This is a genomic window from Methanosarcina barkeri MS (assembly GCF_000970025.1).
Taxonomy (GTDB): domain Archaea; phylum Halobacteriota; class Methanosarcinia; order Methanosarcinales; family Methanosarcinaceae; genus Methanosarcina; species Methanosarcina barkeri.
Genome location: NZ_CP009528.1, coordinates 2,092,694 through 2,112,761, shown reverse-complemented (window position 1 = coordinate 2,112,761; position 20,068 = coordinate 2,092,694). Strand labels below are relative to the sequence as shown.

The 20,068-nt window shown below is 36.4% G+C and carries 13 protein-coding genes and 3 pseudogenes; 9 read left to right on the top strand and 7 right to left on the bottom strand.

What is annotated here, in order from left to right; translation table 11 throughout:
- Positions 1 to 27 precede the first annotated feature (27 nt).
- The 4 genes from glgP (at position 28) to MSBRM_RS08635 (ending at position 7,089) form a co-directional block, all read left to right on the top strand.
- Positions 28 to 1,704 (top strand): alpha-glucan family phosphorylase, encoded by a 1,677-nt coding sequence (glgP, locus tag MSBRM_RS08650; protein WP_048117787.1) that lies wholly within the window; start codon positions 28 to 30, stop codon positions 1,702 to 1,704.
- Positions 1,705 to 2,142: 438 nt separating this feature from the next.
- Positions 2,143 to 2,640, top strand: a complete 498-nt coding sequence (locus MSBRM_RS08645; RefSeq protein WP_048155404.1) for a hypothetical protein — start codon at positions 2,143 to 2,145, stop codon at positions 2,638 to 2,640.
- Between the two features lie 226 nt (positions 2,641 to 2,866).
- Positions 2,867 to 3,586, top strand: coding sequence for a site-2 protease family protein (locus tag MSBRM_RS08640; RefSeq protein WP_048156939.1), 720 nt, complete (start codon positions 2,867 to 2,869; stop codon positions 3,584 to 3,586).
- Between the two features lie 767 nt (positions 3,587 to 4,353).
- The gene (locus tag MSBRM_RS08635) at positions 4,354 to 7,089 is read left to right on the top strand and encodes a DUF2254 family protein (RefSeq protein WP_080943690.1); all 2,736 of its coding nucleotides are present in this window, start codon (positions 4,354 to 4,356) and stop codon (positions 7,087 to 7,089) included.
- Positions 7,090 to 7,659: 570 nt separating this feature from the next.
- On the opposite strand, the gene MSBRM_RS08630 is transcribed toward MSBRM_RS08635, so the two are convergent.
- Both MSBRM_RS08630 and MSBRM_RS08625 read right to left on the bottom strand, forming a co-directional pair.
- On the bottom strand, positions 7,660 to 7,872 hold the full coding sequence (locus MSBRM_RS08630; RefSeq protein ID WP_048117792.1) for a hypothetical protein: 213 nt from the start codon (positions 7,870 to 7,872) through the stop codon (positions 7,660 to 7,662).
- Between the two features lie 1,951 nt (positions 7,873 to 9,823).
- Positions 9,824 to 10,174, bottom strand: a complete 351-nt coding sequence (locus MSBRM_RS08625; protein ID WP_048117796.1) for a DUF2173 family protein — start codon at positions 10,172 to 10,174, stop codon at positions 9,824 to 9,826.
- Positions 10,175 to 11,229: 1,055 nt separating this feature from the next.
- On the opposite strand from MSBRM_RS08625, the gene MSBRM_RS08620 reads away from it, so the two are divergent.
- The 3 genes and pseudogenes from MSBRM_RS08620 to MSBRM_RS08615 form a co-directional block, all read left to right on the top strand.
- A complete protein-coding gene (locus MSBRM_RS08620) occupies positions 11,230 to 11,565 on the top strand; it encodes a hypothetical protein (protein WP_230629179.1) in 336 nt (111 codons plus the stop codon).
- A gap of 171 nt (positions 11,566 to 11,736) precedes the next feature.
- A pseudogene (locus MSBRM_RS19400) lies at positions 11,737 to 12,140 on the top strand (ISH3-like element ISMba14 family transposase); the annotation flags it as partial.
- Between the two features lie 191 nt (positions 12,141 to 12,331).
- A pseudogene (locus MSBRM_RS08615) lies at positions 12,332 to 12,714 on the top strand (IS1 family transposase); the annotation flags it as partial.
- 227 nt (positions 12,715 to 12,941) lie between these two features.
- Here the strand turns inward: MSBRM_RS08615 and MSBRM_RS08610 are convergent.
- Complete coding sequence (locus tag MSBRM_RS08610) at positions 12,942 to 13,517, bottom strand: Ig-like domain-containing protein (protein WP_230629180.1); 576 nt, start codon at positions 13,515 to 13,517, stop codon at positions 12,942 to 12,944.
- Positions 13,477 to 13,830, bottom strand: a complete 354-nt coding sequence (locus tag MSBRM_RS08605; RefSeq protein WP_048122910.1) for a hypothetical protein — start codon at positions 13,828 to 13,830, stop codon at positions 13,477 to 13,479. The genes MSBRM_RS08610 and MSBRM_RS08605 overlap by 41 nt, the downstream gene beginning before the upstream one ends.
- Before the next feature lie 581 nt (positions 13,831 to 14,411).
- Between MSBRM_RS08605 and MSBRM_RS08600 the strand changes: the two genes are divergently transcribed.
- Complete coding sequence (locus MSBRM_RS08600) at positions 14,412 to 14,978, top strand: flavin reductase family protein (protein WP_048117799.1); 567 nt, start codon at positions 14,412 to 14,414, stop codon at positions 14,976 to 14,978.
- 73 nt (positions 14,979 to 15,051) lie between these two features.
- Here the strand turns inward: MSBRM_RS08600 and MSBRM_RS08595 are convergent, their stop codons facing one another.
- Positions 15,052 to 16,248, bottom strand: coding sequence for an aldo/keto reductase (locus MSBRM_RS08595; RefSeq protein ID WP_048117801.1), 1,197 nt, complete (start codon positions 16,246 to 16,248; stop codon positions 15,052 to 15,054).
- A gap of 492 nt (positions 16,249 to 16,740) precedes the next feature.
- On the opposite strand from MSBRM_RS08595, the gene MSBRM_RS08590 reads away from it, so the two are divergent.
- Positions 16,741 to 18,201, top strand: a complete 1,461-nt coding sequence (locus MSBRM_RS08590) for a right-handed parallel beta-helix repeat-containing protein (protein WP_048155399.1) — start codon at positions 16,741 to 16,743, stop codon at positions 18,199 to 18,201.
- Between the two features lie 405 nt (positions 18,202 to 18,606).
- On the opposite strand, the gene MSBRM_RS22070 is transcribed toward MSBRM_RS08590, so the two are convergent.
- A complete protein-coding gene (locus tag MSBRM_RS22070; protein WP_369815396.1) occupies positions 18,607 to 18,756 on the bottom strand; it encodes a hypothetical protein in 150 nt (49 codons plus the stop codon).
- 5 nt (positions 18,757 to 18,761) lie between these two features.
- A pseudogene (locus tag MSBRM_RS08585) lies at positions 18,762 to 19,737 on the bottom strand (aldo/keto reductase); the annotation flags it as partial.
- Between the last annotated feature and the right edge of the window lie 331 nt (positions 19,738 to 20,068).

Genomic DNA, 20,068 nt, shown 5'->3' with positions numbered 1-20,068 from the left:
AAAAATAAAAAGAGGCGAGTTGAGAATATGGATGACCTTCAGGGAGTATTGAAAGGACAGAAGATTGCTTACTTTTCTATGGAAATAGGCCTCAGCAGTGAAATCCCGACTTATGCTGGAGGGTTGGGCATACTTGCAGGGGATACTATTCGCTCGGCAGCGGATCTGAATATTCCACTGGTAGCAGTAACACTGGTGAGCAATAAAGGCTATTTTAGGCAAATTCTGGACTCTTCCGGAAACCAGATAGAGCACACCGAAGAATGGAATCCTGCCCGTTTTATGACGCTTCTTGCAGAAGAGGTAAGCGTCAAAATCCAAAACAGGGACGTTAAAATCAGGGCCTGGCTACATAATTGTAAAAGCCTTACAGGAGGCTGTGTACCCATTATTTTCCTTGATACTGATGTCGAGGAGAATAACTGGGAAGACCGCAGAATTACGGATTTTCTCTATGGGGGAGACCAGCGCTACAGGCTCAAGCAGGAAATAGTACTTGGGATCGGGGGAGTAAGAATGCTTGATGCACTGGGTTTCAAAATAAGGAAGTACCACATGAACGAAGGTCACTCAAGCCTGCTCGGCCTGGAACTCCTTAGGTGTAACGGCATTGACCCTGTGAAAGTTAAGGAGTTATGTATTTTTACAACACATACCCCTGTGGAAGCAGGGCATGATAAATTTGATTACGGGCTTGTAGAAGACCTTATCCAGGACAAAAACTGTGTGGATGTCCTCAGAAGATTCGGAGGCGTTGACCGCTTTAATACGAGCCTTTTTGCCCTTAACCTGTCGAATTATGTCAATGGAGTCACAAAGAGGCATAGCCTGATCTCAAGCGAGCTTTTTCCGGGCTACAAAATCCAGGCGATTACAAACGGCGTCCATTCATATACCTGGACTTCTCCTTATTTCAGGAAACTGTACGACCGCTACCTGCCTGGCTGGGCAAATGAGCCTGAACTTCTGGTAAGGATAGATGGAATTCCGGACACTGAGATCTGGGAAGCTCACTGGAACGCAAAAAAAGCCCTTATCGATGAGGTGAACAAAAGGACAGGCGTGGGTATGGACTATGAGACCCTGACAATCGGCTTTGCACGGCGCATGACCGCATACAAGCGGGCAACCATGGCTCTGTCCGACCCTGAAATGCTCAAAAAAATAAACAGACGGGGTAAAATTCAACTTATTTTTGCAGGCAAAGCTCACCCGAATGATGGAGCCGGAAAACAGCTTATCAGAGACATTTTTAAAAACATTGAAATTTTGAGGGAAGAAATAAAGATTGTTTTTCTGGAAAACTATGATATGGACATTGCCGGAAAAATGGTCTCCGGGGTTGACATTTGGCTGAACACGCCAACCCGCCCCTATGAAGCCTCAGGCACAAGCGGCATGAAAGCTGCACACAATGGAGTTGTAAATCTTAGCGTACTCGATGGATGGTGGATTGAAGGCTGGATTGAAGGCGTGACCGGCTGGGCAATAGGCCCTCAGCCCGAAGAAAAACTTTCCGAAGAAGAAGCAAAAGCAGCCGAACTCAGTGACCTTTACAATAAGCTGTATTATATTATAATTCCCATGTACTACGACCGCAAGGATGAGTGGGTTAAGCTAATCAACAATTCCATAGGCATGATAGCTTACTATTTCAACAGCCACAGAATGATGAGGCGTTATGTCACACATGCCTATCTATAATGTACTTTGATTTTTCAGAGGGATTTTGTGAGCTATAGTTTTGTTTCCTTTATGGGGGTACAGGTAAATTTTAGGAATATAGGTAAATTTTAGGAATACAAATAAGTCAAACTTTTGTAAACTACTGCAAAAGTTTAGTAAATCCTTTTTTGATGGAGAAAAGCTGACCAGTTATCACTACTTTAATTACCATCTTCTCTCAGAACTAATTTTTCTGCTAATTTTTTACCTAGCCTTCCGCAGATGTCTTCAAAAAATAACATTTTTTCTGTTATCGTTTTTGTGACTTTGGCGATTTAAGTCCCTTTAGGGTAAGAACAAATCTTATTTAGCTGTCTATTTTGTGTGTTTGACCTCAGGATATTTAATATTGAGAGATTGATAAATTTATGAAAAAGTTTATACTGTAAACAGTGTATAATATTTCACTGTGATAATATGGACGAGACAGATACGATGGATGTGTATGTATGTGCAGATTATAAGAAAGCGCTGAACGGCAAATGTATTGAAATTGATTATAGTGAAGTTTTCGAGAACAGCAAACTTTGCGATTGCGGCTCCGAGCTAAACAATGACGCAGCCAGAGTTGTGCTTAAAGCAGTCGCTCTGGCATCTGAAAAATCGTCATCGACTGGCGTTGAAACTGTACATCTGCTATGCATCACGAAAACGGTATGTAAGAAGTGTTGGAAGGAATATATTCTTGAGTCCTCACAATCGATAGAGGAGCAAATACAGACTGCGTTCAGCGACTGCAAATATCGGATGTGCAAAAAATTTGATAAATACCTGGACCGTATTGACATAGATAAACAATATGAACTGAAATATATTTGCCGAGAGTGTACACCAGCTGCCGAGGAAGAACCTGCGCAATTGGACACAACGATGGAGTTACATTCAGAACCTAGCCCAAAACCTATTTTATTCTAAATAAACATGAGTTTTCAGGATCAGTTTATTGATTAGGTATTCAACTTGACTGTTCCAAATACGAAATTCAGAATTCAAAAATTCAAAAATTCAAAATTCAAAAATCAAATATTGAGTTTCAGGATAGGCTCATTGAGTAAGGATATAAATTTTAGAGATTCTTTAGAACTCAAGTTTAAAATATTAATTGTTTGATTTTATAGAAATAAAACGGAGTTTTTTCATCATGCAGTCATCTTTTAAAATCGGAAACATAATGGACATACCTATCAAACTGGATACATCCTTCCTTCTGGCACTTCCGATATCTGCATATTTTTTCGCGATCAATTCACAGCCATATGGTTTTGCGGGAGTTGAGCCAACTATAGTTAGATACGCTCTTTCTACTCTTTCTGCTATCTTCCTTTTTGTCTCAGTACTTTTACATGAACTTTCACACGCTTATCTTGCAAAGCGTTACGGGGCCAATATTTATAGCATCACTCTTCTCCTTTTTGGAGGTGTAGCCTCTATGGAGATCCCGCAGAAACCCGGACAGGAAGCAAAAATAGCTTTTGCAGGGCCTTTAATGAGCCTCGTAATAGGTTTTATCTGCCTGTTCACATACAATTTCGTAATATCCTCTAACTCTGCGCTTTCTCAAAGCCCTATATTTCTTATTATCTGGATCCTTGGATCAATGAACTTAGTGCTTGGGATCTTTAATTTACTGCCTGCTTTTCCTATGGATGGAGGCAGGATACTCCGTTCAGTTTTTGCCAGGAAAATGTCGTATGTAAAGGCTACTCATAGTGCAGCTTCCATCGGAAAGTTTATTGCTATTCTCATGGCGATTTATGGAATTTACGTAGGTGATATCTGGTTTACCCTAATTGCTTTCTATATTTATGGCAGCGCATCTAATGAGGATCGATTTTATTCAGAATTAGACAGATCTGTATGATAGTTAGTTTGGGGTTGGTAAATTTTGTTTGGGTCCTGGGATATATGTGCTGGGCTAGTTATAGATGGCAATATTTATTTTAGTTCACAGTTGTAAAGGACAAGTAAACATTTTATGGAAAGGCAAGAGGCTATGGCATTAAAAGAAGAATTAAAACAACTTAAGAGGTACAAAACAAGATGCGAGACAACTCTATGAGAAGGCAAAGGAACATCCATTGATATATCTAATTTTTTTCACTGTTATTGTTATAAAACAGAACACTTCATCTATTGAATTATTGGCGAAGTATCCATGCACGTCAATTTCATTGACGCATTCACTTTTTATTAGGAAAGCGAATCCTACACAGCCCTTTTGGGAGAACAATCGGGCACGTCAACCCTTTAAGAAACTGCTAGCATCACCATGAGTAAAGCTAGTACTTTATTTCTTATCATATTCTTCACCGATTTTGGTTATGTTAACTTTCTACATATATTTGCCTATACTTCTGCAATCTTTTGGCTCAAGGATATTGACTTAGTTGAGATTTACTCTAAGCATATCTTACAAACCCACTACAGTGGATCTACGTAACGTACAGTAACCAGCTTTCTCGATGTGCAGAATAGATTCAAGACTAATATGTTCTATCTCCTGTTCAGCCTGATAGAGCTAGATTATAATTTTAACAAGACTCAGTAAGAAGCTTATAGAAGCTAATTTTGAGTTGGTTTAATAGTCACAAAAAATAATATTTATATGTAATATATGTCAGTAATAATATGATGAGAGTGTGTAGAATAATTGATAATCTCAAACCAAAAATAAAAAGACTTTGGCTCTTAATACCTCTTTTTCTTTTAGTTAAATATTATATTGTTTACCTTAAACATTTTAGTGGGTCTATAACTACTAACCCAAATAGTGCTTTATATCTATTGACCACCATAGTCCAAAGTGAGGTTACTATAGTTGCTATAATTATCAGTTTAAGTGTAGTTGTGATACAATATTATGCATCTTCATACTCGTCAAGAATTATTGATATATTAATAAATGATAAAAAGCTCTGGATACCTATAATATTATATGGGATTTCTATAGTTTCTTCTCTTTGTCTTATTAGATGGATAGATCAAGATAATAAGTATCCAATGTTGGAAAATTGGTATAGTCTGATTCTCACAGTTTCAATTATTGCACATATAAGTTTAATCAATTCAGTTTCACATTTCTTGAAATTAATGAAACCAGATTCAATAATAAATATTTTAGTTACGAAAATTAGTATACAAAGCTTATCTAATTCCTGGATATCCAAAGTTGAATTACCCAGTAGGATTTCTAAAGATGAACCAAGAATTGATAGAATTACTACAAAACAAAACGATGAGATAGACCCAATTCTTCCAGTTGTTGACATTATAAATGCTTCAATTGTACGATCTGATTACGCTACAGTAAGTTATGGACTCAAAAAAGTATTAACACATTATTCAGATATTATTATAAATAATACACTTAGTGAGACACAAATAAAAAAAATATCAGAGCATGTATTTGATCGCATATTTAAAGTCTGTCAGTTAGCATTGAACAAAAAAGATGTCAATTCTGTTGATATAATGTTAAAATATTATGATATGTTAGGGAGAATTTATATTGTTAATTCACAAAATCTAAATTCGCCATGTATCAATTATTTCTTAAAACAAGGGTTAAAAATTTTAAATTCAGTATATGACACTTTGGGTATACAAAGATCTGAAGAAAGAGTAACACAAAATAATTTTCTAATGATGTCATATGTCACTTTTTTATCCGAGTATTATCTAAAAGAAGTTTTTAAGTCAATTATAAAAATAAAAAACGATGACTTTATTGGATTATCAAAAGACTTGATAAACTGTATTCATGATATTGGAATGTTTACTTTTCATAAAGTTGAAATATCTACTTTTATTTATCCAGAGCCAGATACACATATTCAAGCTGTGGAAAGTGTAGAAAGTTCAATATCTGAATTATCATATATTTTAGGCGATATAGGAGTCGCTGCAATTAATTCAGATTCAAAGCCTGCATTAGATGAAGTTATTTATGCTCTTAATGATATTGGAAAAGAGTCTATTGATAAGAATCTCATACATAGTTTTTTACACATTATTAAAAATTTAAATATTATTGGTAAAGAATCCGCGAAAAAAGGAGTGGAATTTGAGTCTTCAACTAAGCAAATAGTGGAGTGTTTAGAAAACTTAGCATCTAAAATAAATGTCAATTCAGAAACATTTTCAGGCAAAACACAAAATCAAGTCATTGAATATCACAAATATATTAAATTAAAGTATAAATATAAAACAACAGAAGATGCATTGAAAGAGTTGAATGATAGAGTAGAATCTATAATTACAGCAATTTCCTCTGATGTGTATACCATTGCCATAGAATCTATTAAAAATAACCTGTTAGACGCAACAAGGCAGTGTCTTATTTCACTTGAAATTATTGAAAGAATTCTTCAAGACGATACTGAATCAAGGATTATTAGTGAGCATATAAGAAACCTTGGACTAGAAGTAGTAAAAAAAGAACAAACTTTTCCCTTAATGAAAGACATAATTAAATCTCTATACTCAATAGGAATATTGCAATTTGGCTACATGTTTGATTGGGACCGGGATCTAGAAAAACGACAAGAATTTTTAGAGAAAGAGTATAGTGGTTATTTAGCAAAGGGATTACAAAATAGCTATTCTAATTTTGCAAATTCTGCGGACTTTAAGGATATTGGGGACTCTAATTATACAATGTATCTGGATGATATAATTCATGGAGAAAAGACATTAATAATTGGTGACGAAGAGAAAAGAGATATAAAATGCCTTTCTCTTAAAGACATAAATGATGGGTATAGAACTACAAAATTATTTAAATGTAGTGATTTCCAAGATACAGGGAAAGCATATTACAGAATACCAGAATTATTAGAAGAACTTACTAACCCTATTCTAGAGTACGCATTAAAATCGCCATCTGATAAAACGATAAAACCCTTAACTATGATAATCGAATGTTCTGAAAATTTTGGAATAATGTCTATTCATTTCCGAAATAAATTTTCATTAAACGAAATAATTATACGTTCTCTTGTTGAAATTGGAGACTCGTTTGATGATTTTAAGTACTCAAAATATAATAAAGACAATAAAGCTTGGGAGTATTTAGATTTCGTGACAGAAATTGTTTCGAACTCTATTTATAAATTAGCAATTGAATCATTAAAATACAAATTTGTAGATTTTGATACGCTCCATCAACAGGTTGAGTGTTTAATACGTATACAGAGAAAATATCACAATATATTTCATGTGGAAGATAAATTTGAGAGAATATTAGAAATGATAAAGGAATATGAGATTAAAGAGTCTGAACATAATGAAATCATAAAGTTGATAGAAAATGCAATTGAAGAATTTAAAAAACTGAAAACATCAGATAGAAAAATCGGTTCATGATACAACAAAAAGTCTTGAATTAGTTTAAATTCTTTCAATACTTTCATATGGTTCACTCAAAGGAATTAGCTGTTCCCTATGCCCGACCTCAAATTACTTTTTTATTGAGCCTATCCCAAAATCTATTTTATTCTAAATCATCATGAGTTTTCGGGATTATTTTAGTGATTAAGTATTCAATTGATTGTTCCAAACACGAGATTCAAAAACCAAATTCTGAGTTTCGGGATAGGCTCACTTAAAAAGCATTATCAGAAAAAAGCAGTTATTCAAAATACCCGTTTCTTAAAATTATCTAAGATTAAAAAAGGTTTTTAGGAAAAAGAATCTAGCTACCTACGAAACTTCAAATGAGTTTATATCTGTATGGAAGTTTTCGCTGTATGTCACTTCTTTATCCGATTTGGACACCTGATCTGGTGTGCAAATACTTAACTAAGCGGCCAAATATCCAGTTAAGTTCTTAGATATTCAGTCCGATTTATTATTTCTCAGTTAGTCCTTTTTGTCGTCGTGCGGTGTTTTGTGATTTCTATTTTTTCAATTTTTACTCGAAAGGCAGCAAGCTCCTTATACGAGCTTTATTCCATACCAGTCCGAGAGTTCTGCATCAAGAACCCCCTCATGAACCATCTTCTCGATCTCGTTTTCAACCTGTCCGTAAGTGAACTTATAGTCGTGTGAGATTGCGGAGATGACATCCGGACTATGGCAGAATCTGTTCGGAAACGCCTTATTGAATATTGCTACGTTTTCGAGGATCAAATTCCTTAGTCTCTCCATTTTTTATCACCTCTTTTTATTGTTTTTAGTTTTCTCTTCATTTTGGTTCGATTTCTCTTCTCCCCAACCACTATATTTGCATATCAAATATATAGAGATTATCCTAATACACTATATAGATAGAAAATCTTTAAACTTTACATCATACCTATATATCTAAAGTTGACAGACCGGAATTTAGAACCTGGATGCTTCAGAAATGAGACATTTCAGAGCTTAGACATTTTAAGGTAATAAACAAAGTCAAGTTAAAAATCAGGATAAATTTCGAGTAAATTAAAAATGAAATGCAAGATAGGAGTTCTTTAAGAGCTATCTAATTGCCTGTAAAACTCGTCTCTCTGGAGTATATCCTGTCATTAAGTACTCAAAATCCAGAGTAGGCTCCATAAAATAGGGAGAGGAAGTGGAAAAATCAGCGGAGAAGATAGAGATACCGGCAAGATTAAGATCTCTGAATTTTTGCTGGTCGTCTCAGATCACGAAGTTGGAATTCCAGAGAAAATTGATTTCAGGCACACCTCTCCTCTGGGGCTTCAACTGTAAACATACTTGTGGATTAGATTGAAGGCAGTATTGAGCTTGTAAGAGGAGCAGGAACCTAATTCAAGATAATATTCAGGGAAAATGCCTGCTCATAAAGGCTCGTTTTTCAGGTTCATCTACTGTTCCCGCAGTTATCATAATTCTATACTTTTCCCGTAGTTTCCAGATTTATATTGCAGATTTATATTGCATTATTTTTTAAATTGTTCTACAGTGGTATCCTATCTGAGATTTATTCCATCAGTTTTATTGCTTCAGCCAGATCTTTGGCAATTATCTCTCTTTTTGACTTCTCGATCAGGTAATTCTGTCCTGTCTATAGATACAAAGAAAAAACTTGCCTGCTCTGATAATAAAACTGTAGGACTTACGCAGTTGAACTGAAAAATCAATAGCATCAGATCGTTAACTGTCTATACCGTGACTTTAATCCACAGTCTTTGCCATAATTGATTTTGTTTTTCAAATTCTCAAGTCCTAAAAACTGATTCAGTCGAAAGCAACCACCAGGTGAAACAAAGGTAAAGTAGATGAAACAAAGGGAAAATGTAAGTATGGAAATATTACTAATTAAAGTTTAAATTAAAGTTTAACGAAAAGAGGCTACCAAAAGAATAGTCAGAAGAGTTATTAAAATAATTGTCAAAAATCAGATAATAAGAACCTTTTAGATTTATAAAGTGATCCATAAGGCCTGGTCCAATTTTAATGTAGTTTAGTTCTGTACTCAGTTAAGTTAGTACTTATTTAAGTTACTTATAGTTAAGTTACCTTAGTTAAGTTACCTTAGTTAAGTTACCTTAGTTAAGTTACCTTAGTTAAGTTACCTTAGTTAAGTTACCTTAGTTAAGTTACCTTAGTTAAGTTACCTTAGTTAAGTTACCTTAGTTAAGTTACCTTAGTTAAGTTACCTTAGTTAAGTTACCTTAGTTAAGTTACCTTAGTTAAGTTACCTTAGTTAAGTTACCTTAGTTAAGTTACCTTAGTCAAGTTACATACTTTCTTTGTACGTCTTCTTTATACATCGGGACTGACCCTATGGACCAATTATTACTATGTAAGTAATGGTATATAAGTGATGGTATAATCAAAGACAATATCATTTTATTAGCTGTGTTGTAAGAAAAGTGTAACCTAATTTAAAGGCTTGAATTAAGGCTTTGGGCAAGATACAGGCAAGCTATAAAAGGGTTACAGATAAATTCGGCAAAGATTACAGATAAATTCGGCAAACTGCCCATAATGCAGGCAGACCTGCCTGATAAAAATGAAATAATTACCTGACTCGATTATCTAACCCAATTATCTAACCCGATTACCTGACCCAATTACCTGACCAGATTACCTGACCAGATTACCTGATCAGATTACCTGAATCGGACCGGACAGCCAGAGTTTGTAGGCGTTAACACATTCCCAAGGCCGTAAAGAGCTTTTTTAAATCCGCCTTTGACTTCTCAACAAAAACCCCTCTTGTTCCCGAGATCATAACAGTCCAGTCGCCGCCGCTGTACATCCAGTTTTGCTGAGGTACCCAGTTCATCTTGTAGAGTTGCGTGTAAGCACTGGCCAGAGCATCGAACATCAGGTTCACGGCTCCGCAGAACTTGGCAGTCATCTCAGCCATCTCTTTTGGCATTTCATCCCTGGACTTATACTCCACAAGCTTTCCTTCGGGACTGAAAATCCCGGCTGCCATTACCCCATCAAACTTCAGAAGTTCATCTAACGATAAATTGCATTCCTGTACAATCATTATACTAACCCCCAACTAAATCGGTATATACCAATCAGCGGTCTATACCTGTGAACTTATACCGTGAATTGTTTACTAAATCTTAAGGTTTTCCGGAATTCCTGTTTTATCCTTTAAATTGCTTTTACAGACCTGCAAGTTTTTCCCCATGCCTTTGTGCATAACTCACTCAGTTCTCACTCAGTTCTTACTCAGTTCAGTGAAATAATGTTCAGTTCAGCAAGATAGTAATTCCTTAAGGCCTGATTTTTGCGTAATGGAATGAAAAGGGATTGATATGATATTATATAAAAATATCAAATTAAAAAAAGAAAATTGAAAATTCAATTTAAACCGACTTTCTCAGAGGTCTTCAAAAAATAACTTTTTTCTTGTTGTCGTTTTTGGGGAACTAATCGAAAATCTGCATCTATTATCTCAAATTAAGCTTCGGGAAAAATGGGTAATGGAAGTTTTCAACGAAGGCAAAAGGTCGAAATGCACTCTTGTTATTGTAATTTCCAATTTATTGTAATTCCAATTGGAATTTGTTCATTTTGTTTGTGGGCTCATCCAAAACCAGGTTTTCACAAGTTTTAACTCTTTCTAAAACATGACTGTTAAGAGTGAAAGGCTTATCACTTTCTGCATTTTGTTTCATGTTATGTAAAGTTGCCTTCAAGCACCCTATTTCTCCAATTAGCATATTAGCATATTAGCATATGAAACATTCAATATTTTTTGATTAATTTCTTGAGAACCTATCCTCTGAACCCTAAATTAAGGGTTAACAAAACTCAGTTTTCTGGTATCCTCTTAGGCAACAAACAAATTTTCATCCAATATATAACGCTAAATATAATTAAATCACTATTAATTTATAAACGGAAATACATAAACAATCCCCAGGCAAAATCTGCAGGTTGAAGGAACTTATGATAAAAGCAGGTAGTTCTTTTTTTCACAATGGAAAGCGCTGTACTATTGGTGCGGTTATCTCACTCAAAGGATTGCCTTACATGGTTACGGTTTCTCATATATTTTAGGGAGAAGGAGACCGTCTGACAGTTGACGGAATGAAACTCGTTGTTACAAGAATTTTAAAAGGCTACAACATAGCCTTGATAAAGCTTCCTCCTTACACTGAGATTGAGATCACGGAATTTGGAAGCCCGGCCGAACTGGAGCTGGCTGTTCTTGTTAACGATACTCGCACTATTAATTACTGCAGGGTGGCTAATTCTGGAGCTTCCTTACTTTTTCTGGGCTTCCAATGCCATGATATGCCTGAACCTGAGGATAGTGGAACTCCTGTCTTGCAGGGAGGAAAGGTAATAGGAATGATGACCTCGACAATCCTGGATACCTGCATGGGAATCGCGGTTTCCTCGAAGATTCTCCGTAGCCTGTAAGTGGCAAAATATTATTATTATTATTATTATTAGTAGTAGTAGTAGTAGTAATTATCATAAAACGCCTTTTTTTTGATTTAGAGGATTTAGATACCTTATTTTGCGTATTTTTCTCTGAAACTGAATTGTCGGAGAGCCTGTTTAGGATGAGGTGGTCACCTTCAATTTGATTTTTTACTTTCTGCTACAAACAAAAAAGCAGAATCAATTGAAAAATTTGAAAAGATGATTCCTGAAGAATATAGAAAACGATGGAATATAGAAACTGGATATAGAGTGAAAAACGAGTTCAAGATACGATCATGTACAAAATTTCCAGTAGCAAGAGTATTGTTCTTTATTATTCAATGTATAATGTACAATGTCCTAAATATGCTAAAGTCAGTTCTAGAAATTACAGCTTATGAGCTAAAATCATTAATAAATGAAGACATAAACAAAGCTGTAAGATATAGACTAAATCGCTTAATTTTATTCCGGTCAATGTGTTACTGGATTGTTTGAGATGGGTCTATGAAGAAAGAAATCGAGCGCTACGCACTCGATTAACTATAATAGAACTTATTTCAAATTAAAATTTGAGAACTTAATAGCGAATGCTATAAAATTACTCAGTGTAATATTATTTTTTGAAAAATGTAAGTGAAAGTTATAGCTTAAGAATTTTAAAATCTGATCAATAATATAGTCTACTTTGAAAATTAATGGATAAAATGTAAGTTCAATTTGTTTTTATCATTCGGAAGTCAGTTTGATCGGAACTACTGACTTTTATAGAAAAGCTCTTTTGAAACATTTTAGAATTTTGATTGAGTTTCCAAGAACTGGAAAAAGAAGAAGACCAAGGAAACCAAAAATTTTTCCTTTCGATGATTTGAATTCTGCACAGATAATCAAGACAAGAATAAATTGGATACTTAAGAAAGTAGAGAAGAAGAATATCTCTTTGGAAAAGACATTGAACAAAGCGGAATCTCAACTACTTTACTTGAAAGACAAAATCTGACTTTTAGGCAGGATAACAACAGAGTTTCAAGAAAAACAATAGGGTTTTCAAAAGTGAAAGAATGATTAGAGTATCAAATGAAGTTATATTGCACGCATTTTAACTTATGTAGAGTTCATGGAGGATTAAGGTACAAGAATGAAGAGAAATACAAATTTTTTCATTCGATTAAGAAAATGTAAAAAATGTATAAGAAACACATAGGCAATAGGAATTTACAGAATTTTTGCTACTCCATAGAAAAAAAGTAAAAAATTGAACAGGAAAAAGTAAAAAGTTGAAAAGTTAAAAAATAAAAAGAAATAGCCTAAAATAAGTTACAAATTGGCTTATTTCAGTAGGTATCCCATTTTTATACGATATTTTGATTTTATCTTATAATCCTGTAAGTGTATTCATAGTTTCCGCCAGGCTTTCCGTCTTCATTTCCATCCAGAGCAATACCATGCTCATCCATTATGAATCCTGATCCGGTTTCGCTCCCAATTAGAGTAATTGTTATTTCGGCACCTGATTTGTCCATAGGGTATTTGCTATAAGGACGAAACATGAGCATTCTGGCTCCTGTGTTCAGTAATCCAGCCACAGGTTCTTTTGATGCAGAACTTCTAACTATTACGGTTTCTTTCGTAATGGTTGCATTGTTCATAGGCTTATTGAACTCGACCCAGATAGGGTGGTCATGCCTGAAAGCAAATGTCTGCCTGTCAGGATAGATGGATTTTACCTTCGGAAGAATCTGTTTGTGCTTGAAAGGAATGAAAAACGATTTTAAAGCTTCTGGAAGGAAACTGTTGAAGTACCTATGTTTTTTAACGGCATGTATAATGGCAGCTCCTGCAAGAACGCCCAGAAGAACTTTACACCATTTACTTATTTTGTGCAGGTTTACCCTCCCCCAAGCCTCATCCCACTTCGACTCTATGACCTCTTTTTTTAGCAGCACGCCTTTTAATAGCGTATAAAAGTGTTGCGCCTGCAAGAACACCAAGAATTATTTTACCCATTGTCATTAAAGGTCTCCCCCTACCTTTTTCAGCTTCATCTGCTTCACCAAACAGTATTTCTTCCGGCTCTAATTCGGCTTCTACTTCCTTTTCAAGTCCCCCTGACCGAAGTTTATTCAGAAGATATGCGCCAAGGGCCAGCTTAGCATATTTACGTAATATTCCCTTTTTCCCTGGAGATTTAACTGACTTCATTTTCTTCATGACATATGCACTGAGTAATAGCTTACCATATTTGTTTATATATTTCAACCTTGAACCCCCATAATTTTTCCCTAACCGGAAAGCCCCTTGTATCAATTTCATCCGGAAAGGTGAGTAATAAATTTAATACTCCTATATATATCCTATGGCTCGCATATTATTTAACGACAACTGTGTAGAATATTAAATAATTTTTAACTGAACGCCGGTTTGTGAAGCTGTCAGATGCCCAGAGAAAAAACTGGAAATTATTGGAATTGGTGCAGCAACCTTCATTGAAAAACTGTCTTTAAGTCCATGCAGAAAAAAAATCTTTATAAACAGGAGAGAAAAGAAACAGGAGAGAAAAGAAACAGTAAAGAAAAAATACTTTTTATTAATTTAAGTACAGACGGTCTCCATTTATAGAGTACAGATAAGTTCCGTGGATAAGTACAGATGAAATCATTATGAAAAGTGGGGTATCGATATAAGTGCTTAAAAATAGCATACTGTTGCAGATATAAGAAAAGAATTAGAATTTTTCCAAGAAAAGAATTAGAATTTTTCCAGAAAGCGTTCAGGGTAATAAAAATACAGGATGATAGGTCACGAAAGCATTTTGTATTATCGAAAAGAAATGGAAAAACATGAAACAATCACTCGGAGCAAAGCCACTTTCATTTCCGACTCCAACCTGGGCTGTCGGCACCTATGACATGAATGGAAAGCCAAATGCCATGACTGTAGCCTGGGGAGGAATCTGCTGTTCGAATCCTCCATGTGTCAGCGTATCATTAAGAAAAGCCACTTATACCTATGCCGGGATCATGGAAAACAAAGCATTTACGGTCAGTATCCCATCAGAAGCTTATGTAAAACAGGCCGATCACTTTGGAATAGCAAGTGGAAGGGATGAGGATAAGTTTGAGGCCACATGCCTTACGCCGGTAAGAAGTGAGCTTGTACCTGCCCCTTATGTGGGTGAGTTTCCGGTTGTCCTTGAGTGCAAACTTCTGCATAACTTTGAGATAGGGCTTCATACCATATTTGTAGGAGAAATCCTGGATATCAAAGCCGATGAATCCGTACTCGATGAAAAAGGAAATCCTGATATTGAGAAAATCAAGCCCGTTATATATAACCCGGGAAGTAGAGACTATTATGGCATCGGATGTAAGCTTGGAAAAGCTTTTTCGATAGGTAAGGAGTGTTGAACGAAAAAGCAATATAAAAAACTAAAAAGTAACGTAATTAAAAGTACCAAAAATTAGGCATTCAAATACTTTTTTATTCCTTCCTAAACGTCTTTTTCGCGAAAATCTTCCATCCTCTGAGGTCTTTTCCCTCAAATTTTTCCTTTACGGCTTCAAGCAGGGAAGGAATATCCAGATGCTGTGGGCATTTTTCAACGCATTGTCCACACTGGACGCATTGGGAAGCATACCCTGGCACGTCGCCTCTTATTATTCCTCCGGGTTTTGATACATACATAAGTTTTGCTTCCCTTTCATTGCCTGACAGGTAAAAGTTATCGAAGATCTCAAAACAGCTAGGAATATCCACGCCTGAAGGACAGGGCATGCAGTACCGACAGCCAGTACAGCCAATTTTCATGAGTTGACGGTACTTTTGCTCAACTTTATTAACAAGCTGCAGTTCGGCGTCAGTCAGGGAGTTGGGATAGGCTTCAGATGCGATCTTCAGGTTTTCTTCAATATGAGACTCCTCATTCATGCCCGAAAGCACAACCGTAACCTCAGGACGGTTCCATATCCAGCGAAGGGCCCATTCTGCAGGGGTGCGCTTTACAGGAGCTTCATTCCAGGTCTCCTGAACTTCAGGAGGTACGGGATTTGTCAGCTTTCCTCCGCGCAGGGGTTCCATGATAATAATACCCAGGTTTTTTGAAGCAGCATACTCAAGCCCTTCCGTTCCTGCCTGGTTCTCTTCATCAAGGAAATTATATTGAATCTGGCAGAAAGTCCAGGGGTATGCATCCACAATCCGTTTGAAATCCTCTGACGATCCGTGGAAGGAGAAACCTGCATTTATAATTCGGCCGTCAGATTTTGCCCTGTCAAGAAAATCCAGCACTTCAAGCTTTTCCATTTTGTCCCATAAAAGCCCTACAAGCCCGTGCACAAGGTAATAATCAATATGGTCAGTCTTCAGCCTTTCAAGCTGGGAATTCAGGATCCTGTCCATATCCTCCTTCCTCTTTATTGTCCAAGAAGGAAGTTTTGTAGCAAGTTTGATTTTTTCTCGATATTCATCTGCAAGGGCCCGGCCAAGGAAAGGCTCGCTTTCTCCCATATGATACGGCCAGGCCGTGTCGATATAGTTTACTCCGTGATCGATTGCATATCTAACTTGCCGGGTAGCTCTTTCTTCATCTATCTTTTCGTCCCTGACTGCAAGGCGCATGCATCCGAATCCCAGTATTGAAAGTTCATCTCCGTTCTTTGGCACTTTTCGGTACAGCATTTTTATTACCCTTCTATTTTAAGCGTTTACATTATTTTAAGGGTTCTACCTCCAAATTGCGCTTCGTCACCCGAGTCCCGTCTCGGGAGGACGGGGCTCTTTTCGTTCACTTCGTTCGCTCAAGAGAGGTAATTTTTAGATAAAGACACTAATTTAGCTTCGGGAGAACAGCCATAGTTGCACTTTAGGAGGACAGGGCTTTTTGCCATAAAGAATTCGGTAGTGTGCCATTTCATAATGTGCCGGATTTTCTAGAAAATTAGAAATCTCAAAAGTTATTGTTTGGAAAATTCAATATCAAAAGACCTGTTTATCCTTCGGCATACAAAAAGTTGGCTTCTAATTTACAGCAAATTTAAAACAATACTATAAATTCTCTTAAATTATATTAATTTTAAAATATTGTGCTTTAATGGAAAAGTTTAACTATATAATTTTCCAAGATAATATTAACATTCTTTAATAAATAATAAATGATAAGGGCATATTATAATGAAACGAGTGGATAAGTATTTTTCAGTAAGCTTAATGTCATCAATTCTGATTTTATTCCTAATTGTCTTTTCATCTACGACATCTGCAGTTACCGAACAAAATAGTACGGCTATAATGGCGGAAAATAATACTACGTACAATCCATTATATTTAGATAATCTATGCTATAGTAACCTCATACAGAATAAGACGGTGTATGTAGCTGGAGATGGAAGTGGAGATTTCAACTGTAATGGAAGTAATGATCAGGTAGAGATAAATCAAGCTCTTAAATATGTTGCGGAAAATCCGCAGTTTACAACTGTTCATTTAAAAGGCCCATATACATACGTTATCTCAGATAGTATTTTTATTGGAAATAACACGACCGTGGAAGGCGATCCTACAGCCGTAATTAAACTTATAGATAAGGCTAGCTGGCCAGTTGATAAGCCACTTATAACGCAGATGGACAGTAATGAAATAAATGGAGTAACTATAAAAGGATTTGAAATCAACGGAAACCATGACAATAATCGAGATAAAGAGAATGGGTACGGATTTTACAATATGATCCATTTCTGCAATTCCACAGACATCCAAGTTCATGATATGTACATGCATGATGGACATGGAGAAGGATTGAAAGTAGAGCGCAGTTACAATGTTCAATTTTACAACAACACTATATATAAAACTGGTCATAATGCTCTTTTTGCAGAAGGTTGTCAGAATTTAGAGGTCTGGAACAATAACATAACCATCAGGACTGATTGCGGTCTTAGAGTTTTAAATTCAAATCATGTAAAGTTTCATGATAATGTAATCGACTCCTTTCATCACTGGAGTGCAGGCGGTTCTGGCATTCTGATTGAGAAAACAACAGGGGTCGTTAACGATGTAGAAATATATAACAATACTATCCATGACACTTATGGGCCTGGAATCTGGTTAATAGGTTGGTTAGATTCTTATCCTAAGGAAGAAGCCCAGAATGTCCACATTTTTGACAATGTCTTTTATAATACTGGCACAAACCCAAATATTGACCTGGTAGGAAGCATAATAACAAGTGGGTTTTACGATACTCTAATTGAAAACAATACCTTTGACGGCGTATATCATGCGGCAATTATTCACATGCTTCCTACAGAGATCCCTATCTATCCGGCCGAAGTTCGTACCAGTCTTTCACCCACAGGCACGGGACACACAACAATTGTTCGTAACAACATAATCGTAAATACCCAAAAGCGCAAAGAAGACCCTGAGGGGACGGGATATGCAGTAATCAATTATCTTCCTGAAACGTACGCTTTTGTGCTGGAAAATAACTGTTTGTACAATAACTCTGCAGGTAACTACCAGAACTGCACATCAAATACAGACATCTATGTAGATCCTCTTTTTATAAACCAGAGTATACACGATTATCGTTTGAAACCAAACTCTCCTTGCAATGGTACCGGATATACTTAATATACCTATTGAGAGATTAAATGGAGAAGGTCGTATCTGTGTAATTAACTTATACAATTGACTCCTATGCAATTGACTCCGTGGTAATTGCATAAAGAATCTGGTGCTTTTCCTTCTCCCTATCAATCTTTTCATATTTAACAGGAAAAACGCATTCACTCTAATTCAGTATTAAAAGTTCGTTCTCGTTCTCTGGAACTCTTCTGAAAGTATACACTTTCCCCTTTACTCTCCTTTACCGCTTTTCTCTCTGCCTTTAATCGAACCTTATTAATCGAGTTAATTGTATATTAACTAGTTTGTGAATTATTTTTTAATTACTCTTTCTTAAAGAGTTTTTTAGCCATAGCCATTCTTTGCTCCGGGTCAGTTCCTTCCAGTTCTTTTGCTACAGCTTTGAGCAGATCAGGTATTTTTAGACTTTGGAGGCATTTTTTCCATACATTTACCACACTCAATGCACTGGGAAGCAAATCCTCCAGGCTCAGTGTTTGTAAATACGCCGCTCATCCTGACTGCATAAGTAAACCTGGCACCTTCTACATCACCGAACATATGAAGGTTATTGTAAATTTCAAAACATTCAGGTATATTTACTCCTGAGGTATATTTACTCCTGAAGGGCAGGGCATGCAGTACCGACAGCCAGTACAGCCAATTTTCATGAGTTGACGGTACTTTTGCTCAACTTTATTAACAAGCTGTATTTCGGCTTCAGTCAGGAATTTGGATAAGCCTCAGATGCGATTTTCAGGTTTTTTTCTATATGGGATTCCTCATTCATGCCTGAGAGTACAACCGTAACTTCTGGATGGTTCCATATCCAGCGAAAAGCCCACTCTGCAGGTGTACGTTTCGTTTTGGCTTCATCCCAGATATCTTTCACTTCAGCAGGTACCGGGCTAGCCAGATTGCCTCCTAGAAGAGGTTCTATAACAATTACACCCAGTCCTTTCGAGGCTGCATACTCAAGTCCTTCCGTTCCTGCCTGGTGCTTCTCATCCATAAAGTTATACTGGATCTGACAGAAAGTCCAGGGATAAGTGTCAACAATCCGCTTAAAGTCCCCAATTGGTCCATGAAAAGAAAAAACTACGTTGATAATTCGTCCGTCGTCCTTTGCCTTATTAAGAAAATCAATCACACCAAGAAGCTCAAGTTTATCCCATACTTCTCCTGCCAAACCATGGAGCAGATAATAATCTATATAGTCCTTATTGAGTCTCTTTAACTGGGTATTCAATAATCTATCCATATCTTCCCGATTTTCCACAAGCCAGGAGGGAAGTTTCGTAGCAAGTCTGACCTTTTCTCGATATCCATCTGCAATGGCTCGCCCAAGGAAAGACTCGCTTTCTCCCTGTGATAAGGACAGGCCGTGTCGACATAGTTTACTCCGTGATCTATCGCGTATCTAACTTGCCGGGTAGCCCTTTCCTCGTCTATTGTCCCATCTTCTTTCACAGGGAGGCGCATGCATCCGAATCCCAGTATTGAAAGTTCATCTCCATTCTGTGGTACTTTTCGGTACAACATTTTCATTAACCCTCTGTCTTAGTTGATTCCCTGATTGTTAATAGTTTTCCCCACAAGCTTTTTCAAAAAACTGCTTGCCTGCAAGCCTTTTCAAAAAAAGCTTGAGCGAAAACTCCAGTAACAACATAGTCTGCGCGATCAAACAGCGCAACGGCTGTTCCAAAACCCTTTTCAAAAAAAAAATTGATCGAAAACCCAGCAAAACGTCTTAATCGACCGGATTAACCGTCTCAACAATTTCGGCTGTTTTATCCTGAAATAATCTCGCAAATTCAAACCATTTGAAAGTTCAATACACGATACAATAGCAAGCAGCGCAAAAAGTTAAATG